Genomic DNA, 23,165 nt, shown 5'->3' with positions numbered 1-23,165 from the left:
AGGCTCTTTCTGCCCATTCTTGTGACTACTTTCCTATGCCTGACCTCATTCCCGAATTTCAGACCTGAATCCTTACGTCAAATCTTCAATCTAAAATCTAAAATCTAAAATCTAAAATCGACTGACCGTGCACTATGGAAAAATTTAACTACAGCAACAGTCTTGACATTCATTCACTGCTCGATCGCTACCGCACAGGCTCGATCGCGCCTGCAGATACGATCGCCAGCGTGTACGATCGGATCGAACGCTATGCAGATCCGGCAGTATGGATTTATTTAGCACCACAGGCAGAAACCCTCGAACGGGCCAAAGCCTTGGAAAACCTAGACCCGCAACAATTGCCGCTCTACGGAATACCTTTTGCGATCAAAGATAATCTCGATTGGGCGGGCGTTCCGACTACGGCGGGATGTCCTGCGTTTGCTCGCACTCCAGCGCGATCGTCCGCAGTCGTAGAGCGTTTGTGCGCGGCAGGTGCGATCGCGATCGGCAAAACAAACATGGATCAATTTGCCACAGGATTAGTGGGAACCCGCACGCCCTATGGAGTTTGTCGCAATCCGTTCGATCGGCGCTACATTCCGGGCGGATCGAGTTCGGGTTCCGCCGCAGCAGTCTCCGCCGGATTGGTGAGTTTTGCTCTGGGTACCGATACCGCAGGATCGGGGCGGGTTCCCGCTGCTTTTACCAACATTGTCGGGCTGAAGCCCAGTTGCGGCTCGATCGGCACTCGCGGCTTACTGCCGGCAGTGCGATCGCTCGATTGCGTTTCTGTGTTCGCTCTCACCTGTGCGGATGCGGCCTCCGTGCTGCAAGTAGCCAGCGGTTTTGACGCTGAGGATGCGTTTTCTCGTCGCCCTGAAACGAAAGTTTTGCCGGATTTATCCCGCTTGCGGGTGGGAGTTCCCGGAGACGGCGAACTCGAATTTTTTGGGAATGCAGAAGCCGAACAGCGCTACCGAGAGGCTCTGGTGCGCTTGCAATCATTGGGCTGCACGATCGCACCTATTGACTTCAAACCCTTTGCGGATGCTGCCGAACTGCTCTACGGCGGGCCTTGGGTAGCAGAAAGGTTGGCCGCGATCGGCGATTTCCTCGACGCGCACCCAGAGGATATCGATCCGATCGTCTACGAAATTATCAGCGGCGGCAAACGCTACGATGCCGTCTCTGCCTACCGCGCATCGTACCGGTTGGCAGAACTCCGCAAGCTTGCAGAAATTCAGTGGCAGTCAATGGATGTGTTGGCGGTACCCACGACAGGTACGATTTATACTGTCGCAGAAGTTGCAGCCGAGCCGATCGCGCTCAACACCAATCTGGGGCGCTACACGAACTTTGCGAATTTGCTCGATTTGTGCGCGATCGCAGTTCCCAGCGGGTTTCAAAGCAGCGGATTGCCCGCAGGATTGACACTGATGGCTCCAGCGTGGCACGATTTATCGCTCTGCAGCCTGGGATCTGCTTTCCACGCTAGCTTGGGGGGAACTTTGGGCGCAACCGGTCTGCCGCTGCCAACCCTCCCGGAACCCGCCATCCCAGCCAAATATTCCTCAGAAGGACGAGTCAAAATAGCCGTAGTTGGCGCTCATTTGAGCGGTGAGCCGCTGAATTATCAATTAATTGAGGGGGGAGGCATTTTGGTTCGCGCCTGCCGTACCAGCCCGATTTACAAGCTGTACGCTTTGACGGGTAATGCTCTGGGCAAGCCGGGATTGGTGCGTCAGATAGAGGGCGGTAGCGCGATCGAGGTGGAAGTTTGGGAGTTGTCGATCGCGGCTTTCGGCGGATTTGTCGCTAAAATTCCCCCGCCCTTGGGAATTGGTACGCTGGTCTTGGAGGACGGCTCGACGGTGCAGGGCTTTTTGTGCGAACCTTATGCTGTGGCGGATGCGATCGATATTTCTCATCTCGGCGGTTGGCGAGCATATAACTTCCGGTTTTAGGCTAAGTTAGAATGGCAAATTTCTACCCATCTTCAGAATCATGCCACCAGCAGTGCCAATTCGACCAATTCCCGTCACAACCCCAACCCCCACCGGCGGTACCAGTCCCGGAGGGGCACCTGGCGGTACCAGTCCCGGAGGGGCACCTGGTGGCACTCGCGGCACCAGCGGCCCCGACTCCCTCAGAGGTACTGCGGGCGCTAACTTGATATTTGGTTTAGGAGGCCCTGACAGCATTTTTGGCTTAGCCGCAGACGATTCCCTCTACGGCGGCGACGGCGATGACTCACTGCTGGGCGACGTTGGCAATGATTTGCTGTTCGGCGGTGCGGGCCGCGACAGCGTTTTGGGCGGCGCCGGCGGCGATACTTTCTACGGCGGCAAAGGTTCTGACTCAATGCTGGGCGAGGAGGGTAATGATTTGCTGTTTGGCAACCAAGACACCGATACTTTGTTGGGTGGCGCGGGCGATGACTCGCTTTTTGGAGGTGCCGGCGATGACTCGCTGTTTGGTGGCATCGGCAATGACTGTTTATCGGGCGATCGCGGCCGAGATAGTTTAACTGGCGGCGCCGGAAACGATACTTTTGCGATCGGGCGTTTGGCAGACGGGGACGTGATTACAGATTTTACTGATGGTACCGATCGGATTCGCTTGGCTGCCGGCCTTACTTTTGGCGAACTCACCATTTCCGCTGGAACCGGAACTTCGCCGAGTACAATTATTCAGCTTACAAGCACCAAGGAAACTCTGGCTACTTTATTCGGAGTTACCCGCACTTCAATCACTCAGGCAGACTTTATTCTTTAATTGGGAATTGTTGACGGTTGACTGTTGGCGGTTGACGGTTGACGGTTGACGGTTGACGGTTGACGGTTGACTGATACAAAATCCGGGTTTGCTAACCATTTTATGAGACTCGGTGCTTGAAACCGCTTTTGACCTCAAACTACACAAACGAAGTCTGCCTCCGCAAACTAAGATAGAGAAAGTTATTTAAGCAGGATTGGGTATGACAAATAACAAATAACAAATAACCAATAACAACTGACTAATGATTACTGACTACTGACTACTGACTAATGACTAATGACTACTGACGGTTTTCTCAATCTCAACAAACCTGCGGGCATGACATCTCACGACTGCGTGGGGCGAGTGCGCCGGCTATTGAAACTCAAGCGAGTCGGACACGGAGGAACCCTAGATCCTGCTGTGACTGGCGTTTTGCCGATCGCCCTGGGCAAAGCAACCAGACTGCTGCAATTTCTCCAACACAATAAAGCTTACCGAGGCACAATTCGCTTTGGCTTAACTACTGCTACTGACGATTTAGAAGGAGAAATTATCCATTCTCGACCGGTGCCGGAGTTGAGTTTGGAACAAGTGCAAGCTGCACTCCCAAAATTCCTAGGAAAAATCGAGCAATTTCCGCCGAGTTTTAGTGCGGTTCAGGTGGGAGGAAAACGCCTTTATGAGTTAGCTAGAAAAGGCGAAACTGTGGAAGTTGCGGCTAGAAAGGTTGAGGTTTTTCGGCTGGAAATCTTGGATTGGCGGCCGGGGGATTTTCCTGAATTGGATTTGTCGATCGCCTGCGGGGCGGGTACTTACATTCGGGCGATCGCGCGGGATTTGGGGGCGGTGTTGAATACAGGCGGTACTTTGGCTTGTTTGACTCGCACCGAAAGTAGCGGTTTCTCGATCGAGGAAAGTCTCAGTTTTGAAGAATTGGAACTGCAATTGCAGGAGAATAAATTCTGCCCGATTTTGCCATCGGCGGTTTTGGGACATTTAGGGGCGATCGTCCTTTCCCCTGAATATACCAAACGCTGGTTTCAAGGACAGCGCCTCCCGATTCCCGAAACGCCGATCATCGGGCCCTATGAGGAAAGTAGCAACCATCCCCCCCACAACCCAATACCCGAACCTCCCTATGCCTTGCAGGTTTACGATCGAGACGGTAATTTTTTAGGTATCGGTCAAGTAGCGAACTCAGAGACAAGTACCATATTATCTCCTCAAATTGTGCTTTAAGTATCTAAAATAAAGATGAAAAAAGGTATAATTGGTACAGGAAAAGTTGGCGGAACTCTAACCGCTGGGAATCCCCTAGATTCACCTAGCTTACAGCGGTACGGGACGAGATTGACCTATTAATCTAATCAATCGCTGAGGTAAAAATTGTGAAAATATTGCTGATCGGATTAATCCGAGGCTACAAAATGGGGATTTCTCCTTACCTGCCTAACGCCTGTAGATTTCAGCCAACTTGTTCGCAATACGCGATCGAAGCAATAGAAAGATTTGGGCCCGCCCGCGGCAGCTCAATGGCAGTTAAGCGGATTTTGCGCTGTCATCCTTTTCATCCAGGGGGTTACGATCCAGTACCTCCCACAGAGAGCGAGGGCGATTAGTTATTAGTCAAAAATAGTATTTTATTTATTAGTTAATAGTGCAAATAGGCGTTGCATCCTCATGGCTAAAAGTACCGAGGGGAATCACTCCCTACGAGGGTTAAATTCGCACAATTAGTGGTGTTTCTTAACCCAAATTCAGTAATATTACTGTTATCTTTTAAAACTCAGCAGCTCTATAATGGTACAAACAGAGTACAGGGGATGCGAGTTGATATGTCTGCTACCGCAATCGGATACAAAATGTTGTCCCATACTCTGGCTGTACTCAGCCAGAAACAAGCAACGGGGAAACTGGTGTTAGAGCAAGGGGAACAACAGTGGCAACTTTACTTTTTTCAGGGTAGTTTGGTTTATGGCACAGGAGGAGCGCACAGAGCGAGGCGCTGGTATAGGGCGATCGGGCAACACTGTCGAAACTTTCAAGTCGATCTCAGAGACCTAGATGCTGGAGAACTGTGGGAATATCAACTGCTTCAGCGAGGGGTAGCAGCCAGCGAAATGAGTCTGGAACAAGCTAGGGCGATCGTCCACACCAGCCTTTCGGAAGTGTTATTTGCTCTGATCGGTCAATCGGGTTTGCGCCGGGAGTGGCGTCCGTCCCAGAAATATTTTTCTACCATTACCTCTTCTTTGCTGCTGTCTTTAACAGAAGTAGAGAAAGTTCTGTGTTGTACAGAAGAAATTTGGCAGAAGTGGAAAGCAATGGGTTTGTGGCTGGTAGATCCAGAACAAGCACCACTTTTAAAAGCGTCGGCCCATTTACAGGAAAATCGATTTAGTTCTAATTCTTTGATCGCATTAGCTAACGTATTCAACGGCGAGAATACTCTTTGGGATATTGCATTTAAGAAAAAGCAGTGCGTGACAGTAGCAACTCGCGCTTTAGTTAATTACATCAAGCAGGGTTTAGTAAATTTCCGAACAGTCCCAGACTTGCCGTCGCCTATAGAACAGTGGCGCCTGGCCGCGGCGATCGCAGGGCCGGGTCGCCCTTTGATTGCTTGTATCGATGACAGTCCGACAGTATGCGAATTTTTAGAGCAAATTTTATTGCCGGCGGGGTATCGAGTCCTAAAAATTCAAGACCCGATGCAGGGAGTGGGCATCATCTCCAAACAGAAGCCTGCTTTAATTTTTATGGACGTGGTGATGCCGAAGACAAGCGGCTTTGCTTTGTGCAATTTTTTGCGAAAGACACCTGCTTTTCGCGAAACTCCGATCGTGTTTTTGACCGGTCAAGACAGTATAATTGACCGCACGCGGGCGAAATTGACCGGTGCTTCCGATTTTTTGAGCAAGCCAGCCAATCCCGAACAGGTTTTACAAATAGCTGACAAGTATTTGAAGGTAAAAGGCGATCGCCACCCTTCAGCAATTCGCCCCCAAGATTTACTCCATTCACGACAACTTACCCTGGCAAATTCTTGAACCCAAATTAATGAACACAATAACCCCTTGCTGGGTGCGTCAGTTCCTGACGCACCCTACGCTCATTGTAAAATAAAGACGCAATCGAATTTAAGATAATTAATTATGAGTAATGTTACGATCGATCGCACCCCGCAGGTGAGCGTAGTAATTCCGGCTTACAACTGTGCGGATTACGTCGGCCAAGCCGTCGATAGCGTTCTGCACCAAACCTATACTAACTGGGAAATTATTGTAGTAGACGACGGCTCCAAAGATGACACTAGATTAGTTTTAGAGAAATATGGCGATCGAATTCGCTACATTCACCAACAAAATCAAGGAGTTTCGATTGCCAGAAATCACGGCATCGAGCTAGCGCGAGGAGAATTTATCGCCTTTCTTGATGCTGACGACTACTTTTTCCCCGACAAATTATCAGCACAAATGGCTGTATTTGCAGCGCGACAAAATCTAGGAATAGTTCACAGCGGCTGGCGTCTAGTTAATAGTATAGGCGAACCGCTAAAAGATGTCAAACCCTGGCAAAATGTTCCTAAATTAGACTTAGAAATGTGGCTGCGGTGGAAACCAGTATTACCCAGCGCGATGGTATTTCGCCGTCACTGGTTAGAGCGCGCCGGCGGATTTGATCCTCGATTTCCCCCAGCGGAAGATACAGATTTAGTGCTGCGTTTAGCCTTAATGGGATGCGAAGCAGAGTGGTTGCAGCAAGTAACTGTTTGCTACCGCCAGCACGAACAAAGCGCCATGTACAAAGGTTTACCGCAGGCTAAATCCCTCGCCGCAGTGATGGACAATTTTTTTGCCCGCCCGGAGTTGCCGGCTAAAATACGTTTGTTGGAAAAGCAAATTAAGTACAGTACCTTAGTGTGGATTGCTTGGTATTTGTACCGCACCGGTCATTCTGTTGAGATGATAGAGTTTTTGCAGCGTTCTTGGAATTATACGCCTTATTTGCCTGTGGAAACAGTAATTAATTGGGCGGAAGCTTTCGCCGAGTTTTCGCAGGATGCGGGAAATGAATTGGATGCAGATTTATTAGCTCAATCTGCCGAGTGGCAGCAGTTAATGCAGTGGACTATTCTCGGTACACCAGCTTGATTAAAAGCTTTTCCATTGCACTCATATCGTTTACGGTTGCATAGGAATTATTTAACCGCAGAGAGCGCAGAGGACACAGAGGAAGAGAAGAGAGGCTTTTCGCATTGGGAGCATCTCATATTTGTAAAAATACTTCTTCTGGCTCCTTCCTTCTTCTGGCTCCTTCCTTCTTCCTCCTTCCTTCTTCCTCTTTCCTTCTTCCTCTTTCCTTCTGCCTCCTGCCTCCTGCCTCCTGCCTCAAAACTCCAATTTCTAGCGGAGGGCTGCAAAGGTGAGATGCTCCCTTTCGCATTTCTGGCTATGTAAAACCTGCATAAACTTTATTAGGCTTCAGTTTGAGTTTCTGCTTCAGTAAAAATTGGCGGCCACAGTTCAGCAATTGGCAATTCCCAACCAGGGAAAAGTTCGGGGACAGTCAAAATATCTTCATTTCCCAACACAATCGGTTCACCTTCCTGACGATAAACTGTTACAGTTTCTTCATCTGGATCGATCAAAATTCCTACTTGCGCTCCGAGTTCTAGGAAATTATGAATCTTTTTTTGGAGCGGTTTAATGCGATCGCTCTGTGATTTAATTTCTACTACCAAGTCGGGGACTAATTCTCCGAAATAACGGGGACTTTGCCTGAGACGTGCGGCGCGGACAAAAGAAACATCAGGGGCTGTGAGGTTAGCATCAGGTAAAATAAAGCCCCCTGCAGAGTCAAAAACTCGACCCAAACGGCGGGGATTCACCCAAACAAAGAGAAAGGCACTCAAGCGAATGCCAATTTCACTAGATACAATGTCTGACGGGCCCACAATGATAATCTTCCCGCTTTCTAGTTCAACTTGGTAGTCTTGACCGGCTTCTTTGAAGGTTTTTTGGACTTTTTCTAAGTCTTTGAGTGTCATCATACGATTTTAGATTTTAGATTTTAGATTTTAGATTTTAGATTTTAGATTTTAGATTTTAGATTTTAGATTTTATAATTATCTGCAACTGACGCACTCTAAATCATATTGGTTATTGCTTATTTGGTCAGGTGCGTCAATCTATTTTAGATTTTAGAATTGAAGGATTCTCTGCAACTGACCAAGAATTTCAAAGGTGGTACCCGCCACGTGATTTATCCGTGGAATCAATCCCAAATCGCAAATCGCAAATCCTCAAGCCCCCGCATTTATCTCGCGCAAGTCAATCTAAAATCTAAAATCTAAAATCTAAAATCGATTGACGCACCCTACAGGTTGGTTATTCCTTGGCAGAAAAGGAGTTGCCGCAGCTACAGCTTTGGGCGGCATTGGGATTGTGAAATCGGAAACCTCCGCCCATCAAGTCTTCTGAATAATCCAAGGTGAGCTCATTGAGATATTTTAAGTGCTGGGGGTCGATCGCAACGGAAATTCCCTCCGACTCGCATACAGCGTCTTCTGGGGCTGGCCCATCGTCAAATGCCATTGTATAAGACAAACCGGAGCAGCCGCTCGCTTCCACGCCCAGACGAAATAAAGCATTGGGGTTCGGATGCTTCGACTTGAGGCGCGTTACTTCTGTTGCTGCTGTTTTGCTCAGATGAATCATTATGAGTAATTGGTAATTGGTAATTGATAATTGGGAAGTAATGTTAAGTTTTGAAAATGTAGAGTGTGCCTAGCCCTCTACCTTACCCGGAGAATGTAGGGTGCGCCGCAGCGCACCTTACCCCTATATCTTTAGCAACTTGAGTTACTTAGCCTTTTCATTACGAGCATAATCGTCTTGAAAGCGGATAATATCATCTTCTCCGAGATATTCGCCATTCTGCACCTCAATTAAAACCAGGGGGATAACTCCCGGATTTTCCAGACGGTGAGAAGTGCACTGAGGAACGTAGGTAGACTGATTGGTAAACAGAACTTGTTCAGTTTCGCCGCAAGTAACTTTTGCAGTACCAGAAACCACAATCCAGTGTTCGCTGCGGTGGTGGTGCATTTGCAGGCTGAGGCGGTGTCCAGACTTAACTTCGATCCGCTTAATTTTATATCCTGGGCCTTCTTCTAGAGTCGTAAATGAGCCCCAAGGCCGCAATTCTGTAGCGGCTACTCCGTTGGGTGCTGCAGGTGCGTGCAGGGTAGATACTTGAGAAATTTCTTGAATCTGAACCATGATTTTCACTCCTTGAGGATTGCTTGCTGAATCCTTTGGTAAACGACGTTGTTTTTTGAGATTAACTAATCTATAGTTAAAACCGAAGCCCACCTGCGGGGACTGGTTAGCCGACTGTAGAGTTTTGCAAGATTTGTGCTCAGCCCGATCGACCTGCCTTAACAACCATAGCAAAAGCACCATAGTAGTTGTCACCTGTTATGGGTTCGATCGCCCCAATCTACATCAAATCTTTATCTGTGGCGGCTGGTTCTTGAATATTTATTAAAGGTGAATCCTAATCCAGCTCTTGAGACTGCTGCTGCAAAAATTCTAGCATCTCTTGATAGAAAGGCAGCCCTTGACCCAGGCTATCGCTAGCGGTTGCTAGGATTTGCAAGGTTTCGATCAGCGAGTATCGGGCCGCATCTACAATAAGATCGAGGAGGGGATCAATCCCAGAACCCTGCTGCTGTGCTTCTGCGATCGCATCGATGTAGGCAGCACGCACCTGGTTAGAGATAATGACAATGGGATATCCAGCCCGCAACAGCAGGAGATTCATTAATAGCCGTCCCGTCCGTCCGTTACCATCTCGAAATGGATGAATCGACACAAAGCGAAGATGTGCTTCGGCTGCATACTCTAACGGATGTAACGATTTGATTTTATCACTGTTGAGCCATTCGATAAATTCCGGCATCAAACCCGAAAGCAAATAATGAGGCGGATAGAGGTATTCAGTACCGGCGGCTTTGACATCTAACTGCCGATAGCGTCCAGCTTCCTCCGGGGCGTTAGCGAAGCCCTCGAAGAGGATCGCCCTTATAATTAAGTTGTGAATTTGTTTAATCTCCCATTCACCGATCGCGGTGTCCGATCGCGTTAGCATTTCAATATAGTCGATCGCATCTCGATGCCCGATGACTTCTAGGTGTTCGCGCAAAGTTTTGCCACCGACAGTAATGCCGGTTTCGAGGACTAATTCGGTTTCGCGTTGCGTTAAGGTGTTTCCCTCGATCGCATTAGAATGATAAGTGAACCGAACGTCGTAGAGTTTTTTCAATTCTGCAACCACAGTGGGAGAAAGCGGACGAAAGCTATCCAACCAGGCTTTGAGTCGATCGACTTGTTGCAATTTTTCAGAAAGATTCATCGCTGTTGAGAAGGCAAAATGCTGATGGAGGATGTCACCCAGACGCTGAGGATACAGTCGCACTAACAACGCCATAAAGTTATTATAGGCTTGATGGGTGATCGAGGATTGAGCGGTTGAGAAAAATTGCATAGGGAATCGGTATATTTGTCGGGAGATTATGGCGACTCCACTTTTGTGGCTAATGCTAATACTTCTCTAAGGTCGATTATAATCTGCTGGGGTAGTTGTTGAGCAATCAGCTTGTTTTCACGCTTGGTGGACGAATTACCCGAATCAATTTACCTGTGAGATTTTCGACAGTAGAAATAGCTTCATTAATCAGTGTAGCTTGTCTCTCAATATTCAAATCTTCTTTGCAAATAATGATACCTTTATGATCGGGTTGCAAACGGTGTAGGTGTCTAAAATCATCCCAATTGCGCGTCAAAACAGCTCGATTGTGGTTAATAGCAAAAGCTAACACATCTTCATCAGGCATCCCCAGTCCACCATTTCCAGCTTCCTGCACTGTCAAAACATCGTGACCACAAATTCGCAGTAATTCCACGATTACCAGTGGAAAATTTTCATCTGCATAAAGACGCACCATTTGTTAATCTTCCTCATTTCTAGCGATGGCTGCTTCAATTTCCTCTGGGTGTGCCTCAGCATAAGCCCAAGCATTTGCCAAATCTGCTGCACTCAAATGAGGAAAGTCTTGCAAAATTCGCACATCACTTGCACCCAGAAGGCGATAATTTACCATCGACCAAATAGGTATGCGAGTCTTCGCAATTCTAGCATCGCCGCCACACACGCCCGGAGTTTTTTCAATTCCTTGCCAGGTATTGCTTAAACTTTGAGCTAATAGCTGTATTGCCTGAGTTTTTTCACTGGGAGTTAAGGCTAAGAGTTGTTTTTCTAATTCTTTCAGTGTCATTTTTTACAATCTCAATCATTATTACTCATCTCTCTCTTCTCTTCCTCTGCGCTCTCTGCGCTCTCTGCGGTTAAAAAAAAATCCCAATATCAATTTATCATCTAATTACCAACAAGCTGTCTTTCAGCCTCTTCCAGCAAGGCGATAACTTGCTCTTTAGTCACAGTTGGAAATCCATCCAAAAAATCATCAATTGATTCTCCTGCTTTCAGATAGTCCAGAAGTGTTTGTACTGGAACCCTAGTACAAGCAAATACTGGAGTTCCGCCCATAATCTCAGGAGACGCGCTAATAATTGAAGAGTGTTTAAGCATAAATCTTTAGATTTTCGGGTTCCATAGTTAACTCATCGGCTGTAACTATTTTTTCACGCTAGCTCGATCGCATCAGCTTTGATTTTTTCGTGCATCTACCCAATGCAGTAGATCCACCTATAATAAATGATACTAGATCGATCGGCATCCCACCATCTACTCTAGATCAACATCTTTTCACCACTTTGAGAGACACATCAAAATGAACAACAACGGACTGCCACAAAAGCAAGGCCTGTACGATCCGCAGTTCGAGCACGACGCTTGCGGAGTCGGATTCATCGTACACATCAAGGGTAACAAATCCCACGAAATTGTCGAGCAGGCACTAACAATCCTGCTGAACCTCGACCACCGAGGCGCGTGCGGCTGCGAACCGAACACCGGAGACGGGGCGGGGATTTTGATGCAGGTACCCCACAAGTTTCTCAAAAAAGTAACGGCGGGCCTAAACATCGAACTTCCCGAAGCCGGCGAGTACGGCGTTGGCGCGATTTACTCGTCGCCAAATCGAACTGAACGCGAAAACGGCAAACGCATTTTTGAGGAAATCGCCGCCGAAGAAGGCCAAGAAGTGCTCGGCTGGCGCGATGTTCCCACGGACAACTCCTCCCTCGGCGACACCGCCAAATCTAGCGAACCCTTCATGCAGCAAGTGTTCCTCCGGCGGGCCGCAGGTATTGACGAGGCGGCTTTCGAGCGGAAACTGTACGTCATCCGCAAACGGGCTCACAACGCCATCCGCAGGACGGAAGTAGACCCCTACTGGTACAATTCCACTCTCTCCTGCCGGACGATCGTCTACAAGGGTATGTTAATGCCAGTGCAAGTCGGCGATTACTATCCCGAACTGCACGACCCGGACATGGAAAGCGCTCTAGCCCTAGTTCACTCGCGCTTCAGCACGAATACTTTTCCGAGCTGGGAACGATCGCACCCTTACCGCTACATCGCCCACAACGGCGAAATTAACACGATGCGCGGCAACATTAACTGGATGCACGCGCGACAATCGCTGTTTGAGTCGGAACTATTCGGCGATGACTTAAAGAAAATCCCCAATTTAATCAATATCGAAGGCAGCGACTCAACGATTTTTGACAATGCTTTGGAATTGCTGAATTTGGCCGGGCGTTCTTTGCCGCACGCTGTAATGATGATGATTCCCGAACCTTGGACAGCCCACGAGTCCATGAGTGACGAGAAAAAAGCTTTCTACGAATACCATTCTTGCTTGATGGAACCTTGGGACGGCCCAGCTTCGATCGCATTTACCGATGGTACATCGATCGGGGCCGTGCTCGATCGCAACGGTTTGCGCCCTTCCCGCTACTGCGTTACCAAAGACGACTTGGTAATTATGGCATCGGAAGCCGGAGTTTTGCCCATCGCCCCAGAACGAATTGTATCAAAAGGTCGCTTGCAACCGGGGCGGATGTTCCTAGTAAATACTGAGGAAGGCCGCATCGTCTCTGACGAGGAAATTAAGACCAAAATCGCCACAGAACACCCGTACCGCCAGTGGATCGACCAGCACATGGTCGAAATCGCCAAACTGAAAGATGCACCGACAGTAGCAGAATCCCATCCCGAAACATTATTGCAGCGGCAAATGGCCTTTGGCTACACCTTTGAAGAACTGCGGTTGCTGTTAGCACCGATGGCGAAAGATGGCGTGGAAGCTGTCGGCGCGATGGGTGCGGATACGCCGCTGGCGGTGCTTTCCAACCGGCCAAAACTGCTTTATGAATACTTCCAGCAGTTGTTTGCTCAAGTTACCAATCCGCCAATCGATTCTATCCGCGAAGAAATTGTAACTTCTGCCGAAACTACGATCGGCGCTGAACGCAATTTGCTCAAACCAGAACCGGAAAGCTGTCATTTGATTGAACTGAAAACGCCAATTCTCAGCAATGAAGAATTAGCTAAGCTCCAACACGTAAATGAGGGCAATTTCAAGTCATTCACCGTGCCGATTTTGTTTGACCCCAAAAGCGGCGTAAAAGGTCTAGAACAAGCGTTAGACGAGGTTTTTGCAGCAGCAGACAGCGCGATCGCCTCCGGGGTGAATATCATCATTTTGAGCGATCGGGGTATCAGTCCAGACAAAGCCCCAATTCCGGCACTGCTGGCAGTTGCGGGCCTGCACCACCACTTGATCCGCAAAGGTACGCGCACGCGGGCGGGACTCGTGATCGAATCCGGTGAACCGCGCGAAGTGCATCACTTTGCGACACTGATTGGATATGGTTGCGGCGCGATTAATCCGTATTTGGCCTTTGAGACGATCGCCGATTCGATCCGCGAAGGATTGCTGCTAAATGTCGAGTACAAAACAGCTTGCAAAAACTACGTCAAAGCCGCAACAAAAGGTGTGACGAAAGTTGCCTCGAAAATTGGGATTTCTACAATTCAAAGTTATCGTGGCGCGCAGATTTTTGAGGCGATCGGCTTAAACAAATCCGTAGTCGATAAATACTTTGCTTGGACAGCCTCGCGGATTGAAGGCGTAGACCTCGAAGTCATCGCCCAAGAAGCTATTTTACGCCATACCCACGCATTCCCAGACCGCCCAGCCAGCGGACATACTCTTGATGTCGGCGGCGAATATCAGTGGCGGAAAGAAGGCGAGGCGCATTTGTTTAGCCCGCAGACAATTCACGCGCTGCAAAAGTCGGTGCGCGAGGGCAGTTATACGCTTTTCAAACAGTATTCGGGGCTGGTTAATGAACAAAACCAGCAGCATTTTACCTTGCGCGGTTTGTTGCAATTCAAACAGCGGGAATCGATACCCATTGAGGAAGTTGAGCCGATCGAATCTATTCTCAAACGCTTTAAAACTGGGGCGATGAGTTATGGTTCGATTTCTAAAGAAGCCCACGAATCGCTAGCAGTAGCGATGAACCGCATTGGTGGCAAATCGAACACCGGTGAAGGTGGCGAAGATCCCGATCGCTACACTTGGACGAACGATCGCGGCGACTCGAAAAACAGCGCGATCAAACAAGTTGCTTCTGGGCGTTTCGGCGTTACCAGCTTGTACCTTTCCCAAGCGCGAGAACTGCAAATTAAGATGGCGCAAGGCGCGAAACCAGGTGAAGGCGGACAGTTGCCAGGTAAAAAAGTATACCCGTGGATTGCCAAGGTGCGGAACTCGACTCCGGGTGTGGGATTGATTTCGCCTCCTCCTCACCACGACATTTATTCGATCGAAGATTTGGCCGAATTGATTCACGACTTGAAAAATTCCAACCGGGAAGCGCGGATTAGCGTGAAACTCGTGTCGGAAGTTGGAGTCGGGACGATCGCGGCGGGTGTTGCTAAGGCCCACGCCGATGTCGTGTTGATTTCCGGCTACGACGGCGGTACCGGCGCGTCGCCCCAGACTTCGATCAAACACGCGGGATTACCTTGGGAATTGGGACTGGCTGAAACTCACCAAACTTTGGTACTCAATAATCTCCGCAGCCGGATTGTCGTGGAAACTGATGGTCAAATGAAAACCGGTCGCGATGTAGTAATTGCTGCACTCCTTGGCGCTGAGGAATTCGGTTTTGCGACGGCGCCGCTGGTGACATTGGGCTGCATTATGATGCGCGTTTGCCACCTGAACACTTGCCCGGTGGGCGTGGCGACGCAAGACCCGCTATTGCGGAAAAACTTTACCGGCGACCCCGATCACACGGTAAACTTTATGACTTTCATCGCGCAGGAAGTCCGGGAAATTATGGCACAGTTGGGCTTCCGCACGCTGAATGAAATGGTTGGGCGGACTGATGTTTTGGAACCTCAGCAAGCGGTGGAACACTGGAAGGCTAAGGGTTTGGATTTCTCGAAAATCCTTTATCAGCCGGAAGTTGGGGCCGATGTCGGGCGCTATTGTCAGATGGCGCAGGATCACGGGTTGGAAAAGTCGATCGACATGACTGTGTTGTTGGATTTGTGCAAAGGTGCGATCGAAAATGGTGAAAAAGTCCACGCCAAACTGCCGATTACCAATGTCAACCGCGTTGTCGGCACAATTCTCGGCAACGAAATCACCAAACGCAACTGGGAAGGTTTGGCGGATGACACGGTGCACCTGCACTTCCAAGGCAGCGCCGGGCAAAGCTTTGGCGCATTCGTGCCCAAGGGAGTCACCCTGGAGCTCGAAGGCGAAGCTAACGACTATTTGGGCAAGGGGCTCAGCGGCGGCAAGATTATCTTGTATCCGTCAGCAGCTTCTACCTTTGTCGCGGAAGAAAACGTGATTGTCGGTAACGTAGTGCTCTACGGCGCGACATCCGGCGAGGTTTTCATCCGAGGGATGGCGGGCGAACGTTTTGGGGTGCGTAACTCCGGCGTTAATGCAGTAGTTGAAGGTGTGGGCGATCACGGTTGCGAGTACATGACTGGCGGCAAAGTTGTAGTTTTGGGCGAAACCGGGCGCAATTTTGCAGCGGGTATGAGTGGCGGTGTTGCTTACATTTTGGATGAGGCGGGGGATTTTGCTACTCGCTGCAATATGTCGATGGTGGATTTGGAAAAATTGGAGGATGTTGAGGAAATTAGCGATTTGCGGCAGTTAATTCAGACTCACGTTGATTTGACTGGAAGTGCGAAGGCATCGAAGGTTCTGGCTGCGTGGGATGAGATAGTGCCGGTGTTTGTGAAGGTGATGCCGAGGGATTATAAGCGGGTGTTGCAGGCTATTGAAAGGGCGATCGCATCGGGTTTAAGCGGTGATGATGCGCTGACGGCTGCGTTTGAAGAAAACGCTCGCGATGTCGCTCGGATTGGGGGTAGTTAGGGTTCTGCGCTAGAATTCTACTCATGTAGCAAGGGTCTTTCTTGTTTGTAGCGAAGTCTAGATCCCCCCTAACCCCCCTTAATAAGGGGGGGACAAGAAATCTTCTCAAAGTCCCCCTTCTTAAGGGGGATTTAGGGGGATCTAGACTTGGCATAAAAGCGACATTTATTGTGGGTTTCAGTCTTAAGTTTTTACCAATCGGTTCTGTCTGGGAACGAGTAACGAGCATGAAAGTAGGTAAACTATGAGTGCAGCAATATTAAGGACAAAACAGTACGTTGAAGAACAAGATGGTTGCTACCGCATCCTTGGGAAGCGCGTTTCTTTAGATTCAATTGTCTATGCTTTCCTGGCCGGACAATCCCCAGAAAGTATAGTTCAATCATTCCCTGTACTGACACTAGAAGAAGTATATGGCGGAATTTCTTTCTATCTTGCTAACCGCACAGCCATTGATGCTTATTTATTCGAGGGAGAACAACTATTTGAAACCTTGAGACAGCAAGCAAGGGAAAGTAACTCCTTACTTTATCAAAAACTCTACAGCGATCGCACCAGCCAGTTATGAAAATTGACTTAGTAACGCCTCCTAAGCGATTGCTCATTCATCTAACGGTGTTATGTCGCTGTCATACTACAAACTAAAAATGGGTGGGATTGTATACCCACCCACTTTTTTCCAACTGTTACAGCTTAAAGCCTAGTGCGCTCCAACAATTGCCTTTGCCCCTGCTGCGAAACCACCCAATCCACCAGCCGCTCCGATAGCAGGACACATTGTAGCTAAATAAGCAGCAACTGGTGGAGCAACCGGAGCAATAAGAACATCAACGGTATAACAGGTGACTACAGTAGCTGCTGCTCCACCAAGGAAGCCACCAACAGTATACCAAAAACCGTTTATGAATGAACCGACTGAATCGCTAGCAGCAAACGCTGGACTTGCAAAACCATTCCAAGCAATTACACAACTAAGAATCACTGCGAACAAGGAGCGAAAGGCTTTAACTCGCATAATCAACCTCTTTGAAACTGGTACGACTGATTGGATATAAAAGTTACACAAGGAATAATGTCAACTTTATAAGCTATATGCTAGCAATATTGCTAGGCTTCGTCAATAATAGTTAGATATTGACCTTTTATACCCACATTCCGCACTTTGGGGTGTCACCCAGCATAATTACGCAGAAGATTCTATCTTTAAAGTAATACATTATGCCTTTAAACAGTTTTTTAACCGTTAATGTACGGTATTTTAGTATAATTTATAGTTTTATTGCGGGATAAAAATAAGTAAAAACCGATTGTGACCGTTGAGGGTGCGGAATGTAGGTTTTATAAATTTGTTAAGATTAACTGGTTCACAGGCTCTGCCTGGGAACCGATGTCCAGAGGCTCTGCCTCGCTTGCAAGCAGGAAAATTGGAGGCAGAGCCTCGCCTATCTCCGTTCCCAGGCAGAGCCTGGGAACGAGTAAACGAGTAATGAGCATGAAAGTAGGTAAACTATGAAAGCGATTGAAACCACTGGAACAATTGACGGTCGAGGGATGCTTTGTATCGATCGCCCCCTTGCTCTTGCTAACCGCAGCCACGTTAGGATTATTGTTTTAGTACCGGAAGACACCGACATCGATCCAGATGATGACCCCAATGAAACAGTCCTCGAAGGGATTCAGCAAGGCTTTCATGAAGCAATTACCGGACAAACTCTCCCTTTGTCTCAACTGTGGGACGGAATCGATGACAACTGATCCACAATCGATCCAAATTGAAGTCACCCCCCGATTTCAACGAGATTTACGAACTTTAGCCAAACGCTATCGCAACATTCGCAACGACATTCAGCCTGTAATCGAACAACTTCAAGCGGGGGAACTTCCGGGTTCGCGCATTCCGGGAATGGAGTACGAAATTTTCAAAGTCAGAATTAAGAACAGCGACATTCAAAAAGGCAAAAGCGCGGGCTACCGTGCTATTTATTACCTCAAAACTAGCGATTAGATCGTTTTGGTGACTATCTATTCTAAATCCGATTTATCAGACATCGCCGCCGAAACAGTTCGAGAAATTCTAGCCCAATACGAGCAACAATTTCCAGAATCAGAAGAATTATGAACTATCAACTTTATTCAGATGTCATCTTGCTGTGCAACCTTCCTGAAGAAGGACTTTATGCCGGCGATATCGGTACGGTTGTAGAACAACATCACGTTGAGGGACTAGAAACAGCTTATAGCGTTGAGTGCTTCGATCTGTTGGGAAACACTGTAGCAGTTGCCACGCTACCTGGAAGTTATTTGCGATCGCCCACAAGTGCAGACAGACCTACAGTTAGACTTGTTAATAGTTTTGCTGCGTAAGTAGAGGAAATAGTACAATCGCGATGATGACCCCAAGTCGATGAAGGTGATCGTCTAAAAATAGTGGCTATCGACTCAAATTGTCGCAACTGAGAGTAAAATTGAATATCTATTTTCCATAGAGCAACGTCGCTTTGAGCCAGATTCAAATCTTAAACTTACAAAGCCTTAGCCAGGGACTCCCTGCGATTACACCTGCCTTTGGAGCCGCGATCGCAGAAGCAGGTGCGATTTGTCTAACCGATGAAGCTCACCAACCAGGAGTAACACTTAAAGTTGAGGGAGAATTTTCTGCCACATTCAAGTTAGATTGGCAGCCAGTCACCGAGCAAACCCGACGATGTTGGAATGACGAAGAATATACTACCGAGCAGGCTGCTTATGGAATCGCATTCCTGTTAATTTTGCAATTAACAAATCTCACAGTCATTGAACGCTCTCGCAAAGGAACTGGATTTGACTATTGGTTAGGAAGTCAAAATTCAGCTACCACACTGCCATTTGAGCGAATGGCTCGGCTAGAGGTTTCTGGAATTCGCAAAGGCAATCAAAGTCAAATCAATACTAGAGTCAAGCTGAAAACTGAACAAACCCGCACCTCAGACGCACAAGGCTTGCCAGCGTATATCATTGTAGTAGAGTTTAGCCGACCGATTTCTATTATTAGTGCCAAGCAAAATCCTGAAGGAACCGTACTCCAATGAGCCAGATTCAATCGCTCCACAAACAAGCAATGGATTTAGCCGAAGCAGCGGCAGTCGCCAGCTTAAGAGGTGCGTTGGAGTTGGCTGCACAATTGACGCGCCAAGCCTTTGAACAAGAAACTCAGGCCGCAGCCTTAATCGCTAGCGCCCTTGATGCTGAACCCACTCGTTCTGTGCTTCACCGCAGCGCAGCATCTTTAGCGATTGAATGTGGCGAATTACGAATGGCAGAACGTCTAATTGCAACTGCGTTATCTGGCAATCCCCCGGCAGAGATTGCTGAAGAGCTCAAAGATTTATTCATCCAGATTAACTTGAGCCAATATCTGAAACGTCAAGGAATCCACATCGACATTAAGGAACTGCGAGGACTGGTAAATCAATAGCACTCGTCGAGGGACTAGAAACAGGTTATGGCCTTGAGTTCTTCGATTTGTTGGGAAACATTGTAGCAGTTGCCACGCTACCTGGAAGTTATTTGCGATCGCCCACAAGTGCAGACAGAACTAAAGTGAGCGTTGTTAACTGATATGATGTATAGAATTAGGGAAATCAACAAGCAAAATGATTCAATCCATACCGAAAATATCCATCAAACCTGGATACCGTCCCCAGTCGGATGATAAAACTCCTGAAGCTGATGCAATTGATTTTTACCTACTGCGGCAACTCACCAATTCCCAACGGTGGCAAATGGGGGCAAAATTAAATCGTTGGGCAAAAACTGTTAGCTTGCGCGGGATGAAAAAAGCTTGTCCCTCAACCTACAAAGAGCGATTTGCTCGATCGATATTAGGTAGCAAGTGGTTGCCAATTTTAACCCCCACCAGTGAGCCCTCTATGTGGACGCAAGACCCCAGCGAAATTGCTAGACTGTTGCACCCAATTTTTGAAACATTAGGTGTCTCTTATTATATTACAGGAGGCGTTGCCGCTTCTGTCTATGGCGACCCTAGAACAACACGCGATTTAGATTTAGTAATTGAATTGCTCCGGGACAATATTTTTCAATTAGTTGAAGCACTAGAAACGGCTGGTTTTTACTGCCCTCCGGGTTCGGTCAAAGATATTCAAGAGGGTAGAGGGATGGTGTTGAGCGTCACTCACATGACTTTAGTATTGAACGCTGATATTGTGCTGAATTCTAATACTGAATTCGATCGCTCAAAAATGGCAAGACGACGATTAGAAGCGCTTGACGAAGCTGGTGTAGAACAATTTTGGGTTGCTTCTCCTGAAGATATTGTGTTGGCAAAACTGCTCTGGCGGCAACAGTCTCAGTCTCAAAAACAATGGAATGATATTTTGGGAATTCTGAAAGTCCAATCTGAGAATTTGGATCGGGGTTACTTAACAGAGTGGGCCCAACAATTGGGATTGATTGATGATTTGAACCTAGCTTTTACTGAATCAGGGATTTGAGGCGATCGCAATTCGCGCAGTGCGATGGCAAAAAAGGTCGATCGATAGTATAGAAAATAGTGCAATGGATAAACTAACTGAGTATCCCAAAGTAATAGAGCATATTTTAACCGAGTATCTATAATTTTACCGCCCTCCTCAATCCGACCTCGAAACATTCTTAATTACCGACGAACAAAACGGTCATTTATTCTCCTATTATTCAATCTAAAATAGAAAATCGATGGGCTGTTTACGTTCGGATTCGCGATCGCAAATTCTGGATCGAGGAAGACTGGACAGAAGATGGGATTGCAACGGATTTGGTGCGCGCAGGGGTTCCCAAGGAAGATATCGTGTTGGCATTTCACGAACCGGGAATGCGGCAATACACCGATTTTGCAGCCGCTTCGTAGCGCTCATTTAACTTAACTCCAGCGGTTCCGAATAGACAGGCAAACCCTCCTGAAATACCAGCAATTCTACCGGTTTAATTTGCGTCCAAACTTCGTTATCAGTCAGGGGAAAAGTGGCAATAACAGCCACGCGATCGTCCTCATTTGTCAGCTCCAGAAAATCTACTTTTTCAACTGTTGCTGCGTCTTTTCCTGTAAATTTATAACTAGCTTCTAATACCTGTTTAGATAATTTATTGGATTTTTAAAATCTTTAAAATTAGAGTTATTGTGGTTAATCCCCCAATTTAGCCACCAAATCTTCACAAACAGGATTTGTCAAGTCACCGCCCAGAGTTCGTAATACGGTAGCGCCCAAAAATGCTGTAGTTAATAGCATTCCGAATAATTTATAGTCGATAGGAACTGGAAAGGATAGACTAAAAGCCAATTTTACAATTTACATTCAGCTATTCGCTTGAGAATTAACCTCCATCCAGCACTAGCAAAGCGAGCATTCCAGTACATCCAAAATGAAGTAGGAACCAGCCACGTTATCGGTAAATGCCCAACAGGAGCATCAATAGTATAATTAATTTTCTTGTAATCGATCCAATCTTTTTCACTACGCCAACCGACTCGATCGGCCAGAACAAAATAATCCTCATCCACTGCTTGATAGAGATTTGAGATCGCACTAAATCCGAAACGTCCACCACTCGCTTTAACCCAGAGCTGATCTATCTTTTTTAACTCGGAACATGGAAAATTTTGAATGTCGTTGGCTGTGAGTAGGCGATCTTGTCTGGAATCGGCCCCGGCAATTTGCAGCATTAGTTGTCTGGTTTCAATGTCGGCATCTTTCCAATCTTTCCGAGTCAGGAAGTGATGAAGTTGAGTGTAGTCAGTTGCGGTCATTAATTTTATGATTGGTTTTATATTGTAAGCAGAACTCCTAGAAGCCTCTCCTGAGCTCAACGCTGCCGATTTAGTCAACGTTTTGGCTGACGCCGATGCCCATCCTGAAAAAATTGCGATCGCATCGGGTTTAAGCGGTGATGATGCGCTGACGGCTGCGTTTGAAGAAAATGCTCGCGATGTGGCCCAGAGCCCCGGCAGTTAGGGTTCTGCGGTAGAATTCTACTCATCTAGCAAGGGGCTTAAAGCTCCTTGTGCGAGTTCTTACACACTATGCAATGGAATATCTAACTTTTAGAGAAGCCGATCGAGAGGACATACAGGCGATCGTCAATATTCACAATTCTCATGCGCGCCGTCAAAATACGTCGATCGAGCGCGGCTTTTTGCTAACACAAATTACTGAAGATGAGATTGTCCAAAGCTTAAATAATTCAGGCAGATATTTTGTGTCAGCTAAAACCGATGGGGAAATTCTAGGATTTGTGGCTATATCACAACCCAAAATATCTGATGAAATCTTGGATAAAATTATCTGGAAAGATGAGGTTTTTAAGAAAAGAGTCACAAGCGATCGGCATTTTTATCTCGAAAGAGTAGCAACCAAGTTAAATTGGATGGGTAGAGGTGTTGCTCAATTTATGTATAAAGAAATTTATCAACTTTTTCCAAATTCATTTATTTCGCTGTTTATTGTTACCCAGCCAATAGCTAATACTCGTTCCCTAATGTTTCACCAAAAACAGGGATTTGAACAAATAGGAACTTTGCAAATTGACCGATTTCTCGATTTAGAAAATTATGAATGTTTTGTGATGTTTAAAGAAACTTGAATTTATCATGAGTGAGTCTCCAAGCAGAAGCAGACATTAATCCAGCCTAACAGGAATTACCAAAAGCGAGGGAACTGTTATCTCCGCGAATTGCCATCTCAAATAACCTCGCTATAACTCCCTTGGCGGTTGTGATACTTCCCCTCCCCGCAGTAAAAATCTTTTTTCCCCAAACAAAAAGCGCCCCTATTTCTAGGAGCGCTTTTTGTCAATCTCAGACTAAAACTTAGCCATTGATAGAAGGAGCAACCAAAGCTACTGGAGTGACTTCACTAGCAGCCAAGTCAAGCGGGAAGTTGTGAGCATTGCGCTCGTGCATTACTTCCATACCCAAGTTAGCGCGGTTGATCACATCAGCCCA

28 protein-coding genes and 1 pseudogene are annotated in these 23,165 nt (G+C 47.3%); 17 read left to right on the top strand and 12 right to left on the bottom strand.

Translation table 11 applies throughout. The features are described from left to right. Positions 1 to 134: 134 nt before the first annotated feature. From atzF to QT990_RS31815, 6 genes are all read left to right on the top strand, one after another. Positions 135 to 1,949 carry an allophanate hydrolase gene (gene atzF, locus QT990_RS31840; RefSeq protein WP_333146911.1) on the top strand — a complete coding sequence of 605 codons (1,815 nt, stop codon included), beginning with the start codon at positions 135 to 137 and terminating at the stop codon, positions 1,947 to 1,949. Between the two features lie 40 nt (positions 1,950 to 1,989). Beyond that, on the top strand, positions 1,990 to 2,760 hold the full coding sequence (locus QT990_RS31835; RefSeq protein ID WP_333146909.1) for a calcium-binding protein: 771 nt from the start codon (positions 1,990 to 1,992) through the stop codon (positions 2,758 to 2,760). A gap of 279 nt (positions 2,761 to 3,039) precedes the next feature. Beyond that, entirely contained in the window at positions 3,040 to 3,984 is a 945-nt protein-coding gene (gene truB, locus QT990_RS31830) for a tRNA pseudouridine(55) synthase TruB (protein WP_333466209.1), read from the top strand. 149 nt (positions 3,985 to 4,133) lie between these two features. After that, positions 4,134 to 4,364 (top strand): membrane protein insertion efficiency factor YidD, encoded by a 231-nt coding sequence (gene yidD / locus QT990_RS31825; protein WP_333408836.1) that lies wholly within the window; start codon positions 4,134 to 4,136, stop codon positions 4,362 to 4,364. A gap of 216 nt (positions 4,365 to 4,580) precedes the next feature. Then, positions 4,581 to 5,795 carry a response regulator gene (locus QT990_RS31820; RefSeq protein WP_333466208.1) on the top strand — a complete coding sequence of 405 codons (1,215 nt, stop codon included), beginning with the start codon at positions 4,581 to 4,583 and terminating at the stop codon, positions 5,793 to 5,795. A 105-nt stretch (positions 5,796 to 5,900) separates the two neighbouring features. Beyond that, complete coding sequence (locus QT990_RS31815) at positions 5,901 to 6,899, top strand: glycosyltransferase (RefSeq protein ID WP_333146901.1); 999 nt, start codon at positions 5,901 to 5,903, stop codon at positions 6,897 to 6,899. 115 nt (positions 6,900 to 7,014) lie between these two features. Here the strand turns inward: QT990_RS31815 and QT990_RS31810 are convergent, their stop codons facing one another. The 8 genes from QT990_RS31810 to QT990_RS31775 form a co-directional block, all read right to left on the bottom strand. Then, entirely contained in the window at positions 7,015 to 7,191 is a 177-nt protein-coding gene (locus tag QT990_RS31810; protein ID WP_333146899.1) for a hypothetical protein, read from the bottom strand. Between the two features lie 31 nt (positions 7,192 to 7,222). Next, positions 7,223 to 7,795: a Uma2 family endonuclease gene (locus tag QT990_RS31805; RefSeq protein ID WP_333146917.1), complete on the bottom strand. Its 573-nt coding sequence runs from the start codon at positions 7,793 to 7,795 to the stop codon at positions 7,223 to 7,225. A gap of 340 nt (positions 7,796 to 8,135) precedes the next feature. After that, entirely contained in the window at positions 8,136 to 8,465 is a 330-nt protein-coding gene (locus QT990_RS31800) for an iron-sulfur cluster assembly accessory protein (protein WP_333408841.1), read from the bottom strand. 144 nt (positions 8,466 to 8,609) lie between these two features. After that, positions 8,610 to 9,029: a phosphomannose isomerase type II C-terminal cupin domain gene (locus tag QT990_RS31795; protein ID WP_333106380.1), complete on the bottom strand. Its 420-nt coding sequence runs from the start codon at positions 9,027 to 9,029 to the stop codon at positions 8,610 to 8,612. A gap of 277 nt (positions 9,030 to 9,306) precedes the next feature. Next, complete coding sequence (locus tag QT990_RS31790) at positions 9,307 to 10,296, bottom strand: Fic family protein (RefSeq protein ID WP_333146894.1); 990 nt, start codon at positions 10,294 to 10,296, stop codon at positions 9,307 to 9,309. Between the two features lie 106 nt (positions 10,297 to 10,402). Continuing rightward, positions 10,403 to 10,756 carry a DUF5615 family PIN-like protein gene (locus QT990_RS31785; protein ID WP_333146892.1) on the bottom strand — a complete coding sequence of 118 codons (354 nt, stop codon included), beginning with the start codon at positions 10,754 to 10,756 and terminating at the stop codon, positions 10,403 to 10,405. Between the two features lie 3 nt (positions 10,757 to 10,759). After that, entirely contained in the window at positions 10,760 to 11,086 is a 327-nt protein-coding gene (locus QT990_RS31780) for a DUF433 domain-containing protein (RefSeq protein ID WP_333146890.1), read from the bottom strand. A gap of 101 nt (positions 11,087 to 11,187) precedes the next feature. Next, complete coding sequence (locus QT990_RS31775; RefSeq protein ID WP_333146888.1) at positions 11,188 to 11,400, bottom strand: DUF433 domain-containing protein; 213 nt, start codon at positions 11,398 to 11,400, stop codon at positions 11,188 to 11,190. Positions 11,401 to 11,602: 202 nt separating this feature from the next. On the opposite strand from QT990_RS31775, the gene gltB reads away from it, so the two are divergent. Together gltB and QT990_RS31765 are read left to right on the top strand one after the other, a co-directional pair. Then, positions 11,603 to 16,189 carry a glutamate synthase large subunit gene (gltB, locus tag QT990_RS31770; RefSeq protein WP_333466207.1) on the top strand — a complete coding sequence of 1,529 codons (4,587 nt, stop codon included), beginning with the start codon at positions 11,603 to 11,605 and terminating at the stop codon, positions 16,187 to 16,189. Positions 16,190 to 16,433: 244 nt separating this feature from the next. Further along, positions 16,434 to 16,757 carry a DUF433 domain-containing protein gene (locus QT990_RS31765; protein WP_333466206.1) on the top strand — a complete coding sequence of 108 codons (324 nt, stop codon included), beginning with the start codon at positions 16,434 to 16,436 and terminating at the stop codon, positions 16,755 to 16,757. Between the two features lie 132 nt (positions 16,758 to 16,889). Here the strand turns inward: QT990_RS31765 and QT990_RS31760 are convergent, their stop codons facing one another. Further along, positions 16,890 to 17,204: a hypothetical protein gene (locus QT990_RS31760; protein WP_333466205.1), complete on the bottom strand. Its 315-nt coding sequence runs from the start codon at positions 17,202 to 17,204 to the stop codon at positions 16,890 to 16,892. 494 nt (positions 17,205 to 17,698) lie between these two features. Here QT990_RS31760 and QT990_RS31755 point away from each other — a divergent pair, with 494 nt between their 5' ends. The 7 genes from QT990_RS31755 (at position 17,699) to QT990_RS31725 (ending at position 21,074) form a co-directional block, all read left to right on the top strand. Beyond that, a complete protein-coding gene (locus QT990_RS31755; protein ID WP_333466204.1) occupies positions 17,699 to 17,944 on the top strand; it encodes a type II toxin-antitoxin system RelN family antitoxin in 246 nt (81 codons plus the stop codon). Next, a complete protein-coding gene (locus tag QT990_RS31750; protein ID WP_333466203.1) occupies positions 17,934 to 18,194 on the top strand; it encodes a type II toxin-antitoxin system RelE/ParE family toxin in 261 nt (86 codons plus the stop codon). Before QT990_RS31755 ends, QT990_RS31750 begins: the two co-directional genes overlap by 11 nt. Positions 18,195 to 18,304: 110 nt before the next feature. Continuing rightward, a complete protein-coding gene (locus QT990_RS31745; protein ID WP_333466202.1) occupies positions 18,305 to 18,553 on the top strand; it encodes a DUF4926 domain-containing protein in 249 nt (82 codons plus the stop codon). A 134-nt stretch (positions 18,554 to 18,687) separates the two neighbouring features. Continuing rightward, positions 18,688 to 19,257 carry a hypothetical protein gene (locus tag QT990_RS31740; RefSeq protein WP_333466201.1) on the top strand — a complete coding sequence of 190 codons (570 nt, stop codon included), beginning with the start codon at positions 18,688 to 18,690 and terminating at the stop codon, positions 19,255 to 19,257. Further along, entirely contained in the window at positions 19,254 to 19,643 is a 390-nt protein-coding gene (locus QT990_RS31735; RefSeq protein ID WP_333466200.1) for a hypothetical protein, read from the top strand. Before QT990_RS31740 ends, QT990_RS31735 begins: the two co-directional genes overlap by 4 nt. Before the next feature lie 178 nt (positions 19,644 to 19,821). After that, positions 19,822 to 20,679, top strand: a complete 858-nt coding sequence (locus tag QT990_RS31730) for a hypothetical protein (protein ID WP_333146871.1) — start codon at positions 19,822 to 19,824, stop codon at positions 20,677 to 20,679. A gap of 185 nt (positions 20,680 to 20,864) precedes the next feature. After that, on the top strand, positions 20,865 to 21,074 hold the full coding sequence (locus tag QT990_RS31725; protein WP_333146915.1) for an element excision factor XisI family protein: 210 nt from the start codon (positions 20,865 to 20,867) through the stop codon (positions 21,072 to 21,074). Positions 21,075 to 21,081: 7 nt separating this feature from the next. On the opposite strand, the gene QT990_RS31720 is transcribed toward QT990_RS31725, so the two are convergent. Both QT990_RS31720 and QT990_RS31715 read right to left on the bottom strand, forming a co-directional pair. Then, positions 21,082 to 21,231, bottom strand: a complete 150-nt coding sequence (locus tag QT990_RS31720) for a class II glutamine amidotransferase (RefSeq protein ID WP_333146913.1) — start codon at positions 21,229 to 21,231, stop codon at positions 21,082 to 21,084. Positions 21,232 to 21,506: 275 nt separating this feature from the next. Then, positions 21,507 to 21,971, bottom strand: coding sequence for a GUN4 domain-containing protein (locus QT990_RS31715; RefSeq protein WP_333146869.1), 465 nt, complete (start codon positions 21,969 to 21,971; stop codon positions 21,507 to 21,509). Between the two features lie 82 nt (positions 21,972 to 22,053). Here QT990_RS31715 and QT990_RS31710 point away from each other — a divergent pair, with 82 nt between their 5' ends. Next, positions 22,054 to 22,176 carry a hypothetical protein gene (locus QT990_RS31710; RefSeq protein WP_333146867.1) on the top strand — a complete coding sequence of 41 codons (123 nt, stop codon included), beginning with the start codon at positions 22,054 to 22,056 and terminating at the stop codon, positions 22,174 to 22,176. A 49-nt stretch (positions 22,177 to 22,225) separates the two neighbouring features. Next, positions 22,226 to 22,804 (top strand): GNAT family N-acetyltransferase, encoded by a 579-nt coding sequence (locus tag QT990_RS31705; RefSeq protein ID WP_333301083.1) that lies wholly within the window; start codon positions 22,226 to 22,228, stop codon positions 22,802 to 22,804. A 226-nt stretch (positions 22,805 to 23,030) separates the two neighbouring features. On the opposite strand, the pseudogene QT990_RS31700 reads toward QT990_RS31705, so the two are convergent. Next, positions 23,031 to 23,165: pseudogene (locus QT990_RS31700) on the bottom strand (photosystem II q(b) protein); the annotation flags it as partial.

Source organism: Microcoleus sp. T3_B1 (genome assembly GCF_036700445.1).
Lineage (GTDB): Bacteria > Cyanobacteriota > Cyanobacteriia > Cyanobacteriales > Microcoleaceae > Microcoleus.
The sequence above is the reverse complement of the archived record's forward strand: the minus strand, read 5'-3'. Positions and strand labels throughout refer to the sequence as shown.

Coding starts and splice junctions, on each gene's coding strand:
- atzF (WP_333146911.1), top strand. CDS start 135: ATGGAAAAATTTAACTACAGCAACAGTCTTGACATTCATTCACTGCTC.
- QT990_RS31780 (WP_333146890.1), bottom strand. CDS start 11,086: ATGACACTGAAAGAATTAGAAAAACAACTCTTAGCCTTAACTCCCAGT.
- QT990_RS31790 (WP_333146894.1), bottom strand. CDS start 10,296: ATGCAATTTTTCTCAACCGCTCAATCCTCGATCACCCATCAAGCCTAT.
- truB (WP_333466209.1), top strand. CDS start 3,040: ATGACTACTGACGGTTTTCTCAATCTCAACAAACCTGCGGGCATGACA.
- QT990_RS31820 (WP_333466208.1), top strand. CDS start 4,581: ATGTCTGCTACCGCAATCGGATACAAAATGTTGTCCCATACTCTGGCT.
- QT990_RS31785 (WP_333146892.1), bottom strand. CDS start 10,756: ATGGTGCGTCTTTATGCAGATGAAAATTTTCCACTGGTAATCGTGGAA.
- QT990_RS31760 (WP_333466205.1), bottom strand. CDS start 17,204: ATGCGAGTTAAAGCCTTTCGCTCCTTGTTCGCAGTGATTCTTAGTTGT.
- QT990_RS31835 (WP_333146909.1), top strand. CDS start 1,990: ATGCCACCAGCAGTGCCAATTCGACCAATTCCCGTCACAACCCCAACC.
- QT990_RS31815 (WP_333146901.1), top strand. CDS start 5,901: ATGAGTAATGTTACGATCGATCGCACCCCGCAGGTGAGCGTAGTAATT.
- QT990_RS31800 (WP_333408841.1), bottom strand. CDS start 8,465: ATGATTCATCTGAGCAAAACAGCAGCAACAGAAGTAACGCGCCTCAAG.
- QT990_RS31765 (WP_333466206.1), top strand. CDS start 16,434: ATGAGTGCAGCAATATTAAGGACAAAACAGTACGTTGAAGAACAAGAT.
- QT990_RS31795 (WP_333106380.1), bottom strand. CDS start 9,029: ATGGTTCAGATTCAAGAAATTTCTCAAGTATCTACCCTGCACGCACCT.
- QT990_RS31730 (WP_333146871.1), top strand. CDS start 19,822: ATGATTCAATCCATACCGAAAATATCCATCAAACCTGGATACCGTCCC.
- QT990_RS31755 (WP_333466204.1), top strand. CDS start 17,699: ATGAAAGCGATTGAAACCACTGGAACAATTGACGGTCGAGGGATGCTT.
- gltB (WP_333466207.1), top strand. CDS start 11,603: ATGAACAACAACGGACTGCCACAAAAGCAAGGCCTGTACGATCCGCAG.
- QT990_RS31810 (WP_333146899.1), bottom strand. CDS start 7,191: ATGCGAAAGGGAGCATCTCACCTTTGCAGCCCTCCGCTAGAAATTGGA.
- QT990_RS31775 (WP_333146888.1), bottom strand. CDS start 11,400: ATGCTTAAACACTCTTCAATTATTAGCGCGTCTCCTGAGATTATGGGC.
- QT990_RS31735 (WP_333466200.1), top strand. CDS start 19,254: ATGAGCCAGATTCAATCGCTCCACAAACAAGCAATGGATTTAGCCGAA.
- QT990_RS31750 (WP_333466203.1), top strand. CDS start 17,934: ATGACAACTGATCCACAATCGATCCAAATTGAAGTCACCCCCCGATTT.
- QT990_RS31805 (WP_333146917.1), bottom strand. CDS start 7,795: ATGACACTCAAAGACTTAGAAAAAGTCCAAAAAACCTTCAAAGAAGCC.
- QT990_RS31715 (WP_333146869.1), bottom strand. CDS start 21,971: ATGACCGCAACTGACTACACTCAACTTCATCACTTCCTGACTCGGAAA.
- QT990_RS31745 (WP_333466202.1), top strand. CDS start 18,305: ATGAACTATCAACTTTATTCAGATGTCATCTTGCTGTGCAACCTTCCT.